Genomic DNA, 12,685 nt, shown 5'->3' with positions numbered 1-12,685 from the left:
ATTGCTCAGCCGTTGCGCTGCTGGAAATCGGCCATGAAGGCGACCAGCGCCTCGGCCCCCGCCATCGGCATGGCGTTGTACAGCGAGGCGCGGATGCCACCGACCACCTTGTGGCCCTTCAGGGCCAGCAGGCCGGCGGCCTTGGCTTCGGCCACGAAGCGGGCATCGAGATCGGCGTTGGGCAGGAAGAACGGAATGTTCATCCGCGAGCGCGCCGAGTGCGCGACTTCGTTGCGATAGAAGCCGCCGGAGGCATCGATGGCGCCGTACACCAGCGCGGCCTTGGCGGCATTGCGCTTGGCGAACTCGACCACGCCACCTTCGGCCAGCATCCACTTGAACACCAGGCCGGCCAGGTACCAGTTCCAGGTCGGCGGGGTGTTGAGCATCGAATCGCGGGCGACGTGCGAGCGGTAATCGAAGATGTCCGCGCGGGCCTGGCCGCTGCGCTCGAGCAGGTCGCGGCGGATGATCATCACCGCGATGCCGACCGGGCCCAGGTTCTTCTGCGCGCCGGCATAGATGACGCCATAGCGGCGCACATCCAGCGGTTCGCTGGCGATGGACGAGCTGAAATCGGCCACCAGCGGGACGTCACCGGTGTCGGGTACATCACGGAACTCGACGCCGTGGATGGTCTCGTTGGCGGTGATGTGCACGTAGGCGGCATTGGCCGAGAGCTGCCAGCTGTCGCGTGCCGGCAGCGCGCGGTAGCCATTGGCTTCGCTGCTGGCGGCGATGTTGACGCCCACGTAGGGGCTGGCCTGCTTGACCGCGGTCTTTCCCCAGTGGCCGCTGACCACGTAGTCGGCACGCTGGCCGGCCTGGGCGAAGTTGAGCGGGATGAGCGCCTGCTGGGTGGTGGCGCCGCCGGGCAGGAACAGCACGGCATAGTCGTCGGGGATATCAAGCAGGCGGCGCAGGTCGGCCTCGGCCTCGGCCGCCACGGACATGAACTCCGGGCCGCGATGGCTCATTTCCACGATCGAGGCGCCGGCACCGTGCCAGTCCAGCATTTCCGCCTGCGCCTGGCGCAGGACCGATTCCGGCAAGGTTGCAGGGCCGGCACTGAAGTTGAACGCGCGCGTCATGTGACACCTGTGGGGCAAGACCCCTAGTATGCCGCAGTGCACCAGCCTTGCGGCCTGGTGCGGCAAGGGAAATTTGGTTTCATTGGTATCCATTTGCCGCGCGCACAGCACCGGTAGCCGCCAACCCTGCCAACCAAGGTTGGCATCTACCAGAGCGAAGGCCGGTAGCGCCGGGCCATGCCCGGCGGACGCGGATCAGCGCGCGCCGAACCAGAGCAGCAGGCTGAGCACACCCGCCAGCAGCAATGCGCTTACCAGCAGCCACGGCCAACGCCGCACGCGGCGAGGCGCCACCGGCGCGTCCGCCACCTGCTCTGCATTCTGGCTGGCGTCGTCCTCGGCCGGCAGCGGGCGCCGGCGCGGATCGTGCGGTACTTCCAGCACGAAACGGTGCTGCCCATCGAAGACCACCTGGTCCCCCGGCTGCAGCCAGCAGTGGCGCACGGCCACGCCGTTGACCCGGGTGCCATCGGCACTGCCCAGGTCGCGCAGCAGCACGCGATCGCCATGCACTTCCACACGGGCGTGCTGCTCGGCAAAGGCAGGGTCGTCGATCTCGATATCAACATCGCCACCACGGCCGACCAGGCGCGGGCGCGACAGGGTGTAGCTGCGGCCATGGTGCAGGCCGCCGACACCGCGCAGCAGGCGTTGCTCATCGGCGATGCCATCACTGGCCGGCGACGGCGACGGTGCCTGCAGCAGGCTCTCGACCTCACCCTGCAGGACCATCTCCACGCCATCCACATACACCGCATCGCCTGCGCGCAGCAGGGCCATGCGCCGCACCGGGCGGCCGTTCACGTGGATGCTGCGGATGCCGTTGCCGACCTGCAGCCAGAGGCCACGGTCGTCCATGCAGAACTGGGCCAGCAGAAGCGCGCCATGACCGGGGTCACCCAGCCGCACGCTGCCGTTTGCCTGGCGCACGATGCGCTGCACCCCGGGCCGCAGGGGCTGGTCGGGCTGTTGTTGTTGACTGAAGTGAACAAGCAGGTTCTGCACGCGGCGCAGACTAGCAGGTTGCTCGCCAACGCAGAAGAACCGGCGACGGGCGCTTGGCGTGGCGCCCGCCGATGCGCACAATGGCCGCCCTCTTTGATATCCCCGCCCAGCGCCAGGAGCCTGCATGTCCACCATCGATGTCCGCCACGCCCACGCCCTGCCCGATGCACAGGCCCGCGAGGCGATCGAACAGGTTGCCGCCAAGCTGGGCGAGCGCTTCGGCCTGAAATCCAGCTGGGCCGCCGACGTGCTGAACTTCAGCGGCAGCGGCGTGGACGGCGCCATCGAGCTGCAGCCGGGCGCCGTGCGCGTGACCGCCAAGCTGGGTTTCCTGCTGTCGGCCATGAAGGGCATGGTGGAAACCGAGATCCAGCGCGTGCTGAAGGAAAAGCTGGGCTGAACCCAGGCAGCGGCCATCACGGCCCTGCAACGTTCGTGCGCGCTACCCTCGGGGACAGGTCCAACTGCCCCGGGAAGCGCGATGAACCAGTACGAGAATGACGACCGCCGCGACGACGACGCTTCGTTCGGCGAACAGGCCGAGCGCTTTTCGCGCAAGTTCAGCAATTCGGCACAGCAGGTCTGGCTGGCTGGCCTGGGTGCACTGGGCCGCGCACAGGCCGAAGGCAGCCGCTTCTTCGATGGCCTGGTGAAGGAAGGCGAAGCCTGGGAATCCCGCCGCCGCGAGCGCAGCGGTGAGGAGGGTCCGGGCTGGCGCGACAACGTGGAGACCTCCCTCGACGAGGCCCGCGAAAAGGCCTCTGGCACCTGGAACAAGGTGGAAAAGGCCTTCGACGACCAGGTGCAGGGCGTGCTCAAGCGCATGCACGTCCCCACTGCCAGTGACGTGGCCGCACTCGAGGCCCGCCTCGATGCCTTGCACGCGCGCTTGGCCAAGCTGGAGAACCGCGCGGCTTCGGGCAGTGATGCGCCGGCGCCGGGAAGCCACCAGTCGCCCGGCGGCGTGCCCTGACCTTCGATTGTTGCAATGCAATAAAAATTCACTGACAATCGCGAGAAACCCGCCAATCGCTTCGGCTGCCGTTTGTTCCCTCCCCTCACGGCTTCAGGATTGGCGGGTTTTTTCGTGCCTGCGCCACGCGGATCTGCGGGCTACATCACAATTCGTGTCGGGAAGGCCCTGACGCAATATGACTGCGTGGCCTTTACACTGTCGTCTTCGGTTTTCGCCCCTTCCGCTCCCTTCCTGCATGCTCCCTTGGATTCTGGCCCTGCTGTCGGCCCTGCTTACCTGCACCCTGGCCATCGTCTATCTGTGGTGGGTCAAGCGGCGGCGAACGGAAATGCAACTGGGGCTGCAGGCCCTGGCGGGCATGCATTGGCGCGAATTCTCGACACTGATCAAGCGGATGCTGCGCGAGCGACGCGGCCTGCGCGAAGTGGCCGACCCAACCGACGAAGTGCGCGAGCCGAGCAGTGATTTCCTGCTCAGCGATGGCCCCAATACCTGGCTGGTCTCCTGCAAGCACGGGCTGGCCTACCGCATCGGTACGGCCGCGGTGAACGAGCTGGGCGCCGTCGCGCGCCTGGGCGGCGCCAAGGGTGGCCTGCTGATCACCGAGGGCCGGGTCGAGCGCGATGGCTTGACTGCTGCCGAAAAGCAGTCGGTCGAAGTTCTGGATGGCCCGCGCCTGTGGCCGCTGCTGCAGCCCTACCTGCCGGCCGAGATTGAGACGCGCGTGCGCTCGACGGCCCGTCGGGAGGCGCTGCGTCGCATCGCTATTTCCGCGCTGGGTGCGGTGACTCTGGGCCTGCTGGTCGGGCTGGGCCTGCAGGGCCTGCACGTGGAATCCAGCGGAGCCGCTGTCGACAGCACGCCGCCGCCGGCAGCAGCCGCGCCGGCGCCGGTCGCCACCGACGTGCAGCCGGACGCTGCGCCGCTGGCAGACGCGGAGGACGTGCCTGCACCGGAGGCTCCGGCTGAGGCTGCGCCTGCTGCGCCCGCCGACAACGACCGCAACGAGCTCAATCCCGATATCGCGACCCTGGACCGTTACCAGGCCGAACTGGCACGTGCACTGGCCCACCAGCCCGGTATCGCCAGCGGCGTCTGGCTGACCCGGCAGACCCTCGCCATCAACCGCACCGGCGAGCTGGAAGCCGTATGGCCGCGGGTCTGCCAGGAAGTGCTGCGTTACCCCGCCCTGCGCAACGTGCGCGTGCAGCTCAACGCCCGCCCGGGCGTGGATGAGCCGGTTCGTTGGCGGCAGTGCGCTACGTATTGATGGGGGATCATCCACGCATGGCGTGGATGGGCAAATGATGCCGTGGCGTCAACGCAACGCGGCAAGGTGGGCAATGTAGCTCGAACGCGATTCGCCGGCCGCCTTGGCCTGCGCATCCAACCTTGCGAGGATCCGCCGCGGCAGGCTGATGTTGACCCGCTCGACGGTATCGTCCAGCAGGGCGGGATCAATGTTGATGTAAGCGAGAATCCACTGGGTCCCAGTACCAGCATCGGCCACGAGCTTCTGCGGCGCAGACGGCGTCGGGATGGAGCACCCTGCATCAAGCGCGGCGTCAATCCACGCAAGCGCGGCCTCCTCCGCCGAACTGAGGGCGTCATCAAGCGTGTCGGCCGCAGAGAAACAACCCGGCAGATCGGGCACGACCACGCCCCAGGCTGTGCGTTCGTCACCGGCTTCGATCAAGACTGGATATCGCATGGGACCCTCTACGTCAGCCCAGCAAGCTTCCGGATTGCCTGGACCAGGCCAATTCCCAGATCTTTCCTGGGATGCGGCACGGTAATGATGTGCGGGCAACGCGGATGTACGAATACATGGTGGGAGCCACGAATCCGACGGCAGGTCCAACCCGCCGCGCGTAGTTCCCGGATGAGGTCCCCGCTTTTCATACGCGGACCTTACACATCGTACACACGCACCGACAGAGTTCAAGGCGACAGGTGAGCGCCCGGCTGTCCGACTTACCGCGCGCCCGGCGCGAAGCGTGCCACCAGGTCCCAGGCATCGCCCAGGAACATCTGCCGCACGCGGGTGATCGGCTGGTCGCCGCGCCATGTCAGGCGCTCGATCACCAGGCAGGCAGTGCCCGGCTTCACGTCCAGCAGTTTGGCCGAGGCCGCGTCCGCGCCCCAGGCGCTGATGCGGTGCTGGGCGCGGGTCCAGGACACGTTCTGCAGCAGCCAGCTGCCCGGCGCGGTAGTGCTGAAATCGATCTCCAGCACCTCGGGCACGCCCACCGGGCTGATCAACCGGTGCTCCAGCGCCAGCGGCCGGTCATCGGCCAGATGCAGGCAGCGCATCGCCAACAACGCCTCGCTGCGGGCGAGCTCAACCTCGCCGGCATTGCCCGGCTCGGCCAGGCGCAGTTCGCGCTGCAGCAGCCGATAGGCGTACTGATGGCCGCGCGAGCCGACTTCCATGGCGATGTCGGGAATCTCCAGCGCCACCTGTTCCAGGTGCGGAGGCTGCCGCGCCACGAACGAACCGGCGCGACGGCGGCGCTCGATCATGCCGCTCTCGGCCAGCGCGGTCAGCACCTTGTTCACCGTCATCCGCGAGCAGCCGTACTGCTCCATCAGCTCGTGCTCGTACGGGATGCGGAAACCCGGCGCCCACTCTCCACTGAGGATGCGGCTTTCCAGATCGCTGCGGATACGCTGGTTGAGCGTGGCGGACTTGCTGGCCTTCACGGGTGTGGGGGTCTCGATGAGCGGGAGGCGGTCAGCCCAGCACGCCACGCAGGGCAGCGGCGAAGGCGGTGGTGATGGCCTCGCGCTGCAGGTGGCGGCCATCGGCCACGACCTGGCGGCCATGGCGCCAGACCGAACGCAGCGCGCCATTACGTGCAGCGAAGACCCAGCTGTCAAGCCATGCGTCATTCTGTCGCGCCTGCAGCGCCGGGTGTGCGGGGTCCAGTTCGAGCAGATCGGCGCTGGCCCCGACCTGCAGGCCGGCGGCCACTCCCAGCGCCTGGGCGCCGCCCTGCAGCGCGCCCTCGAACAGGAAGCGGCCGCTGCTGCGGACGGCATCCGGGGCGAGGACGTTGCGCCCGCGCAGCGCCAAGCGCTGGCCGTACTCGAGCAGGCGCAGTTCCTCGGCGGCGTCGATCAGCACGTTGGAATCCGAGCCGACACCGAAGCGGCCGCCCTCGCGCGCGAACACCTGCATCGGGAACAGGCCATCGCCGAGGTTGGCCTCGGTGATCGGGCACAGGCCGGCCACGGCCTGGCTGGCCACGATCCGCGCACGTTCGGCATCGGTGATGTGGGTGGCATGCACCAGGCACCAGCGCTCATCGACGGCAGCGTTTTCGTACAGCCACTGCACCGGCCGCTGGCCGCTCCAGGCCAGGCAGGCCTCAACCTCGCGCACCTGCTCGGCGATGTGGATGTGCACCGGGCCGGTGGTCAGCGGCAGCAGGGCATCCAGTTCCTCGCCGGTGACCGCGCGCAGGCTGTGCGGGGCAATGCCCAGCACCGCGTCGGGCAGCGTGGCCAGGGCGGTCTTCGCCCCTTCCAGCAGCCGCGCGAACCCGTCCACATCGTGGATCAGCCGACGCTGCGCGGGATTCGGCGGTGCGCCACCGAAATCGGCGTGCGCGTAGAACACCGGCAGCAGGGTCAGGCCAATGCCGGTCTGCTCGGCGGCGGCGGCGATGCGCGCGCTCATCTCGGCCGGGTCGGCATGGGGCTGACCATCGGCCTGGTGGTGGAGGTAATGGAACTCGCCGACGCGGGTGAAGCCGCTTTCCAGCATTTCCATGTAGGCCTGGGCGGCGATGGCCTGCACTGCCTCCGGGCGCAGGTGGGCCAGGAAGCGGTACATCAACTCGCGCCAGCTCCAGAAGCTGTCACCGTCGCCGCCACCGATCTCGGTCAGGCCGGCCATGCCGCGCTGGAACGCGTGGCTGTGCAGGTTGGGCAGGCCCGGCAGCAGCAGGCCAACGCGGGTATCACCCTCCTGTGCGCCCTGCCCCGTTTCAATGCGGGCGATGCGGCCGCCCTGCACCTGCAGGCGCACGTCGCGCGCCCAGCCCTCGGCCAGCAGGGCGTGGGTGGCATGGAAACAGTGCGGGGAACGCGAATCGGACATGGCTGGACAACCCGAAATGGACGTCTATATTGTATAGACATATAAGCACAGCCGCGTTGTGGATGCCATGCACGTCGATACCCTCTGGTCCAACGTCCACCTGATGACCCTCGATGGCGAGGGCCTGGGTCTCATCACCGATGGTGTACTGGCCTGCGCCGAGGGCCGCATCGCCCACGTCGGCCCGGCCGGCAGCGATGCGCACCTGCAGCCGACCACCCGCATCGATGGCGAAGGCCGCTGGATCTCGCCCGGCCTGGTCGACTGCCACACCCACCTGGTGTACGCCGGCAACCGCGCCAATGAATTCGAGCAGCGCCTGCAGGGCGTCAGCTATGCCGACATCGCCCGCGCGGGCGGCGGCATCGTCTCCACCGTGCGCGCCACCCGCGCCGCCTCGCCGCAGCAGCTGGCCGCGGAAAGCCGCCCTCGCCTGCTGGCGATGCGCGCCGAAGGCATCACCACGGTCGAGATCAAATCCGGCTACGGCCTGACCCTGGACGACGAGCGCAAGCAGCTTCAGGTGGCCCGCGCACTGGGCGAGGAGTGCCGGGTGAACGTGGTGCCGACCTTCCTCGGCGCGCATGCGGTACCGCCGGGGCGCGAGGCGCAGGAGTACACCGACGATGTGTGCAACGTGATGATCCCGGCCATTGCTGCCGAAGGCCTGGCCGAGGCCGTGGACGTGTTCTGCGAGAACATCGCGTTCTCGCCGGCGCAGGCGCGGCAGGTTTTCGAGGCGGCGCGTGCGAACGGGCTGGCGGTGAAGATCCACGCCGAACAGCTGAGCAACCAGCATGGCGCCGAACTGGCCGCCGGCTTCGGTGCGCTGTCGGCCGACCATATCGAACACCTTGATGATGCCGGCATTGCCGCGATGGCCGCCGCCGGCACCGTGGCCGTGCTGCTGCCCGGCGCCTTCTATTTCACCCGCGATACCACCCTGCCCCCGATTGCCGCGCTGCGTGCGGCCGGCGTGCCGCTGGCCCTGGCCACCGACAGCAACCCCGGCACCTCGCCGCTGACCAGTCCGCTGCTGGCGATGAACATGGGCGCCACCCTGTTCCGCCTGACCGTGGACGAATGCATTGCCGGCTTCACCCGTGAAGCGGCGCGCGCGCTGGGCCGCGGCGAGCGCATCGGCCGCCTGGCGGTGGGCCTGGACTGCGACCTGGCGATCTGGGACATCGACGCGCCGGCCGACCTGGTCTATCGCATGGGATTCAACCCGCTGCACGCGCGCGTGGTGCGCGGGCAGCCCGACCTGCCTGCTTCCTGGAGCAACACATGAGCAACACCCTGGTTCTTCGCCCCGGCCATGTCACCCTTGCCCAGTGGCGGCAGGTCTACCGCGGCGCACCGCTTGCGCTCGACCCGGCTGCGCTGCCAGTGGTGCGCGCCAGCGCCGCCGCGGTGGCCGCGATCGTCGCCAAGGGCGCGCCGGTGTATGGCATCAATACCGGCTTCGGCAAGCTGGCCAGCGTGCGCATCGAGCGCGAAGACCTGGCCACCCTGCAGCGGAACATCGTGCTCTCGCATGCCGCCGGCGTAGGTGAGCCGATGCCGGTCAGCGTGGTGCGGCTGATGATGGCGCTGAAGCTGGTGAGCCTGGCGCAGGGCGCTTCGGGCGTGCGCGAGGAAACCCTGCTGCTGCTGGAAGCGATGCTGGTGAAGGGCGTGCTGCCGGTGGTGCCGGCGCAGGGCTCGGTGGGTGCATCGGGTGATCTGGCACCGCTTTCGCACCTGGCCAGCGTGATGCTGGGCGTGGGCGAGGCCTTCATCGGCGAAGAGCGCCTGCCGGCGGTGGACGCCCTCTCGCGCGCTGGCCTGCAGCCGGTGGAACTGGATGCGAAGGAAGGCCTGGCCCTGCTCAACGGCACCCAGTTCTCTACGGCGTATGCGCTGGCCGGCCTGTTCGACATCGAGACCGTGTTCCAGGCCGCGCTGGTGACCGGCGCGCTGTCGGTGGAAGCAGCCAAGGGCTCGGACACGCCGTTCGATCCGCGCATCCATGCCATCCGTGGCCAGCGCGGGCAGATCGCCACTGCCGCCACGCTGCGCTCGCTGATGCAGGGTTCGGACATCCGCGAATCGCATCGCGACAACGATGTGCGCGTGCAGGATCCGTACTGCCTGCGCTGCCAGCCGCAGGTGATGGGCGCGGCGCTGGACATCCTGCGCCAGGCCGCGACCACGCTGGAAATCGAAGCCAACGGCGTGACCGACAACCCGCTGGTGTTCACCGAAACCGGCGAAGCGCTGTCCGGCGGCAACTTCCACGCCGAGCCGGTGGCCTTCGCCGCCGACATGCTGGCGATGGCCGTGTGCGAGATCGGTTCCATCAGCGAGCGTCGCCTGGCGATGCTGGTGGACCCGGCGCTGTCCGGCCTGCCCGCGTTCCTGACCCCGCGCCCCGGCCTGAATTCCGGCTTCATGATTCCGCAGGTGACCGCCGCCGCGCTGGTCTCTGAAAACAAGCAGCGCGCCTACCCGGCCAGCGTGGATTCCATTCCCACCTCGGCCAACCAGGAAGACCACGTGTCGATGGCCGCGCACGGCGCCCGCCGCCTGATGCAGATGGCCGAGAACGCGGCCAACGTGATCGGCATCGAGCTGTTGGCTGCGGCGCAGGGCTGCGATTTCCATGCGCCGCTGCGCTCCAGCGCCGCACTGGAAACCGTGCGAGCCACCCTGCGCGCGCAGGTGCCGACACTGGAAGAAGACCGTTACTTCCACCCGGACATGGTGATCGCCACGAACCTGGTGCGCAGCGGCGCGCTGGCGCAGGGCCTGGGTGCGCTGCTGCCGACCGTGGAGCCGCAGGCATGAACGCCCTCCCCGAATGGCTGACGGTGCACGAGGGCGATGCCCCGTTGATCGTCAGCTTCCCGCACACCGGTAGCGAGCTGCCGCACGAGCTGATGGGCGATTACCACTCGCCGTGGCTGGCGCGGCGCGATGCCGACTGGTGGGTGCACGAGCTGTACGACTTCGTGCGCGGCATGGGCGCGACCACCGTGCGCTCGGCGATCTCGCGTTCGGTGATCGACCTCAACCGCGACCCCAGCGGCGTGTCGTTGTACCCGGGCCAGAACACCACCGGCCTGTGCCCGCTGACCACCTTCGACAACCAACCGCTGTACCACGCCGGCCGCGAGCCGGATGAAGCGGAGATCGGCCGCCGCCGCGACACGTACTTCGCGCCCTACCACGATGCGCTGGCCGTGCAGATCGCACGCCTGCGTGCGCGCCACGGCACGGTGGTGGTGTATGACGCGCATTCGATCCGCTCGCATATCCCGCACCTGTTCGACGGCGAGCTGCCGCAGTTCAACCTGGGCACCGCCGGCCCTTCCGGTGCAGCGGACACCGCCTGCGACAACGCACTGAGCGATGTGGTGGAGAACCTCTTGAAGATCAGCGGCATGAGCCAGGTGCGCAACGGCCGCTTCAAGGGCGGCTGGATCACCCGCCACTACAGCGACATTGCCGGCGGCGTGCACACGCTGCAGATGGAACTGGCCTGCCGTGGCTACATGCACGAACCCCTGCCCGACCAGGTGGACGAGCACAGCTGGCCCACCCCGCTCGACCCCGAACACGCCGCACCGCTGCGCCACACGCTGGCGCAGGTGCTCACTGCCTGCCTTGAATTCGCTACGAACCGGAGCGCCGCATGACCCGCAACGACCCCAGCCGCACCATCATCGCGCCCACCGGCACCACGCTGAACGCCAAGAGCTGGCTGACCGAAGCGCCGCTGCGCATGCTGATGAACAACCTGCACCCGGACGTGGCCGAGCGCCCGCAGGAACTGGTGGTGTACGGCGGCATCGGCCGCGCCGCGCGCGACTGGGAAAGCTTCGATGCCATCGTCGAAACGCTCAAGCGGCTGGAGGATGACCAGACCCTGCTGGTGCAGTCGGGCAAGCCGGTGGGCGTGTTCCGCACCCATGCCGATGCACCGCGCGTGCTGATCGCCAATTCCAACCTGGTGCCGCGCTGGGCCACCTGGGACCACTTCAACGAGCTGGATAAGAAGGGCCTGGCCATGTACGGCCAGATGACCGCCGGCAGCTGGATCTACATCGGCGCGCAGGGCATCGTGCAGGGCACCTACGAAACCTTCGTGGAAATGGGCCGCCAGCATTTCGGTGGCGACCTGACCGGCAAGTGGCTGTTCACCGGTGGCCTGGGCGGCATGGGCGGCGCGCAGCCGCTGGCCGCGGTGATGGCCGGCGCCTCGTGCCTGGCCGTGGAGTGCCGCAAGAGCAGCATCGACATGCGCCTGCGCACCGGCTACCTGGACACCTGGACCGACAACCTGGATGAGGCGCTGCGGCTGATCGATGACGCCTGCAAGGCGGGCACGCCGAAATCGGTCGGCCTGCTGGGCAACGTGGCTGACGTACTGGCCGAACTGCTGGAACGCGGCATCAAGCCGGACCTGCTGACCGACCAGACCTCGGCGCACGACCCGGTGAACGGCTACCTCCCGCAGGGCTGGACGGTCGAGCAGTGGGACGAGAAGCGTGTTTCCGCACCGAAGGAAGTTGAAAAGGCTGCGCGTGCGTCGATGGCCAACCACATCCGCGCCATGCTCGGCTTCCATGCGCTGGGCGTGCCGACTGTGGATTACGGCAACAACCTGCGGCAGATGGCGCTGGAAGAAGGCGTGGCCAATGCCTTCGACTTCCCCGGTTTCGTGCCGGCCTACATCCGCCCGCTGTTCTGCCGCGGCATCGGCCCGTTCCGCTGGGCCGCGCTGAGCGGGGACCCGGAAGACATCGCCAAGACCGATGCCAAGGTGAAGGAGCTGATTCCGGACAACCCGCACCTGCACCGCTGGCTGGACATGGCCGCCGAGAAGATCAAGTTCCAGGGCCTGCCCGCGCGCATCTGCTGGGTGGGTCTGGGCGACCGCGATCGACTGGGCCTGGCCTTCAACGAGATGGTGGCCAACGGCGAACTGAAGGCGCCGGTGGTGATCGGCCGCGACCACCTGGATTCGGGCAGCGTGGCCTCGCCGAACCGCGAGACCGAGGCGATGGCCGATGGTTCCGATGCGGTGTCCGACTGGCCGCTGCTGAACGCCCTGCTCAACACCGCCAGCGGCGCGACCTGGGTGTCGCTGCACCACGGCGGCGGCGTGGGCATGGGCTTTTCGCAGCACGCCGGCATGGTGATTGTCTGCGATGGCACCGAGGCGGCGGCGAAGCGGATTGCGCGCGTGCTGTGGAACGACCCGGCCACCGGGGTGATGCGCCATGCCGATGCCGGGTATGAGATCGCGGTGGAGTGCGCGAAGGAAAAGGGGCTGTATCTGCCGGGGATCCTGGGCTGATCAAGTTCCATCGATAGTGCCGGCCGCTCGCCGGCTCTGCCCTGGGCTCCGCTCGTTGCCCGCCAGCGGCCCGCCCCCCCCCGGCTCCCTGTGCCCCCGGGCCTACCCCGGCCCTCCCCGCCAATCCACGTAAAGCCGAGCCCATCCCCGGCCCTGCTTGCCGG

Annotated in this window: 13 protein-coding genes; 7 read left to right on the top strand and 6 right to left on the bottom strand. The window is 68.5% G+C overall.

Annotated elements, in window-relative coordinates; genetic code table 11:
* Nucleotides 1–5: 5 nt before the first annotated feature.
* Together serC and DCO49_RS02345 are read right to left on the bottom strand one after the other, a co-directional pair.
* Nucleotides 6–1,091, bottom strand: a complete 1,086-nt coding sequence (gene serC / locus DCO49_RS02350) for a 3-phosphoserine/phosphohydroxythreonine transaminase (RefSeq protein ID WP_116862637.1) — start codon at nucleotides 1,089–1,091, stop codon at nucleotides 6–8.
* 195 nt (nucleotides 1,092–1,286) lie between these two features.
* Nucleotides 1,287–2,096: an FHA domain-containing protein gene (locus tag DCO49_RS02345; protein ID WP_116862636.1), complete on the bottom strand. Its 810-nt coding sequence runs from the start codon at nucleotides 2,094–2,096 to the stop codon at nucleotides 1,287–1,289.
* Between the two features lie 124 nt (nucleotides 2,097–2,220).
* Between DCO49_RS02345 and DCO49_RS02340 the strand changes: the two genes are divergently transcribed.
* The 3 genes from DCO49_RS02340 to DCO49_RS02330 all read left to right on the top strand — a co-directional run bounded on the left by DCO49_RS02340 (nucleotide 2,221) and on the right by DCO49_RS02330 (nucleotide 4,342).
* Entirely contained in the window at nucleotides 2,221–2,496 is a 276-nt protein-coding gene (locus DCO49_RS02340; protein ID WP_108769216.1) for a polyhydroxyalkanoic acid system family protein, read from the top strand.
* 81 nt (nucleotides 2,497–2,577) lie between these two features.
* Nucleotides 2,578–3,069, top strand: coding sequence for a phasin family protein (locus DCO49_RS02335; RefSeq protein WP_116862635.1), 492 nt, complete (start codon nucleotides 2,578–2,580; stop codon nucleotides 3,067–3,069).
* Nucleotides 3,070–3,307: 238 nt separating this feature from the next.
* Entirely contained in the window at nucleotides 3,308–4,342 is a 1,035-nt protein-coding gene (locus DCO49_RS02330; RefSeq protein WP_116862634.1) for a restriction endonuclease, read from the top strand.
* Between the two features lie 48 nt (nucleotides 4,343–4,390).
* Here the strand turns inward: DCO49_RS02330 and DCO49_RS02325 are convergent, their stop codons facing one another.
* The 4 genes from DCO49_RS02325 to DCO49_RS02310 form a co-directional block, all read right to left on the bottom strand.
* On the bottom strand, nucleotides 4,391–4,783 hold the full coding sequence (locus DCO49_RS02325; RefSeq protein WP_116862633.1) for a type II toxin-antitoxin system HicB family antitoxin: 393 nt from the start codon (nucleotides 4,781–4,783) through the stop codon (nucleotides 4,391–4,393).
* Between the two features lie 8 nt (nucleotides 4,784–4,791).
* The gene (locus DCO49_RS02320) at nucleotides 4,792–4,974 is read right to left on the bottom strand and encodes a type II toxin-antitoxin system HicA family toxin (RefSeq protein ID WP_116862632.1); all 183 of its coding nucleotides are present in this window, start codon (nucleotides 4,972–4,974) and stop codon (nucleotides 4,792–4,794) included.
* A 72-nt stretch (nucleotides 4,975–5,046) separates the two neighbouring features.
* Nucleotides 5,047–5,775 (bottom strand): histidine utilization repressor, encoded by a 729-nt coding sequence (gene hutC, locus DCO49_RS02315; protein WP_116862631.1) that lies wholly within the window; start codon nucleotides 5,773–5,775, stop codon nucleotides 5,047–5,049.
* 31 nt (nucleotides 5,776–5,806) lie between these two features.
* A complete protein-coding gene (locus DCO49_RS02310) occupies nucleotides 5,807–7,177 on the bottom strand; it encodes a formimidoylglutamate deiminase (RefSeq protein WP_116862630.1) in 1,371 nt (456 codons plus the stop codon).
* 67 nt (nucleotides 7,178–7,244) lie between these two features.
* Here DCO49_RS02310 and hutI point away from each other — a divergent pair, with 67 nt between their 5' ends.
* Genes hutI through hutU form a run of 4 tightly spaced genes read left to right on the top strand, consistent with a single transcriptional unit; the run spans nucleotide 7,245 to nucleotide 12,521 of the window.
* The gene (hutI, locus tag DCO49_RS02305) at nucleotides 7,245–8,468 is read left to right on the top strand and encodes an imidazolonepropionase (RefSeq protein ID WP_116862696.1); all 1,224 of its coding nucleotides are present in this window, start codon (nucleotides 7,245–7,247) and stop codon (nucleotides 8,466–8,468) included.
* The gene (gene hutH, locus DCO49_RS02300; RefSeq protein ID WP_116862629.1) at nucleotides 8,465–10,006 is read left to right on the top strand and encodes a histidine ammonia-lyase; all 1,542 of its coding nucleotides are present in this window, start codon (nucleotides 8,465–8,467) and stop codon (nucleotides 10,004–10,006) included. The genes hutI and hutH overlap by 4 nt, the downstream gene beginning before the upstream one ends.
* Complete coding sequence (hutG, locus tag DCO49_RS02295; protein ID WP_116862628.1) at nucleotides 10,003–10,857, top strand: N-formylglutamate deformylase; 855 nt, start codon at nucleotides 10,003–10,005, stop codon at nucleotides 10,855–10,857. Before hutH ends, hutG begins: the two co-directional genes overlap by 4 nt.
* Nucleotides 10,854–12,521 (top strand): urocanate hydratase, encoded by a 1,668-nt coding sequence (hutU, locus tag DCO49_RS02290; protein WP_116862627.1) that lies wholly within the window; start codon nucleotides 10,854–10,856, stop codon nucleotides 12,519–12,521. Before hutG ends, hutU begins: the two co-directional genes overlap by 4 nt.
* Nucleotides 12,522–12,685: the final 164 nt, after the last annotated feature.

This window comes from Stenotrophomonas sp. SPM (assembly GCF_003105135.1).
Lineage (GTDB): Bacteria > Pseudomonadota > Gammaproteobacteria > Xanthomonadales > Xanthomonadaceae > Stenotrophomonas.
Note: the sequence above shows the minus strand (reverse complement) of the source record. Positions and strands in the feature narration are given on the sequence as shown.

Bases quoted from the DNA above. Each gene is read 5' to 3' on its own strand.
- serC (WP_116862637.1), bottom strand. From the start codon at position 1,091: ATGACGCGCGCGTTCAACTTCAGTGCCGGCCCTGCAACCTTGCCGGAA.
- DCO49_RS02340 (WP_108769216.1), top strand. From the start codon at position 2,221: ATGTCCACCATCGATGTCCGCCACGCCCACGCCCTGCCCGATGCACAG.
- DCO49_RS02335 (WP_116862635.1), top strand. From the start codon at position 2,578: ATGAACCAGTACGAGAATGACGACCGCCGCGACGACGACGCTTCGTTC.
- DCO49_RS02330 (WP_116862634.1), top strand. From the start codon at position 3,308: ATGCTCCCTTGGATTCTGGCCCTGCTGTCGGCCCTGCTTACCTGCACC.
- DCO49_RS02325 (WP_116862633.1), bottom strand. From the start codon at position 4,783: ATGCGATATCCAGTCTTGATCGAAGCCGGTGACGAACGCACAGCCTGG.
- DCO49_RS02320 (WP_116862632.1), bottom strand. From the start codon at position 4,974: ATGAAAAGCGGGGACCTCATCCGGGAACTACGCGCGGCGGGTTGGACC.
- DCO49_RS02310 (WP_116862630.1), bottom strand. From the start codon at position 7,177: ATGTCCGATTCGCGTTCCCCGCACTGTTTCCATGCCACCCACGCCCTG.
- hutI (WP_116862696.1), top strand. From the start codon at position 7,245: ATGCACGTCGATACCCTCTGGTCCAACGTCCACCTGATGACCCTCGAT.
- hutH (WP_116862629.1), top strand. From the start codon at position 8,465: ATGAGCAACACCCTGGTTCTTCGCCCCGGCCATGTCACCCTTGCCCAG.
- hutG (WP_116862628.1), top strand. From the start codon at position 10,003: ATGAACGCCCTCCCCGAATGGCTGACGGTGCACGAGGGCGATGCCCCG.
- hutU (WP_116862627.1), top strand. From the start codon at position 10,854: ATGACCCGCAACGACCCCAGCCGCACCATCATCGCGCCCACCGGCACC.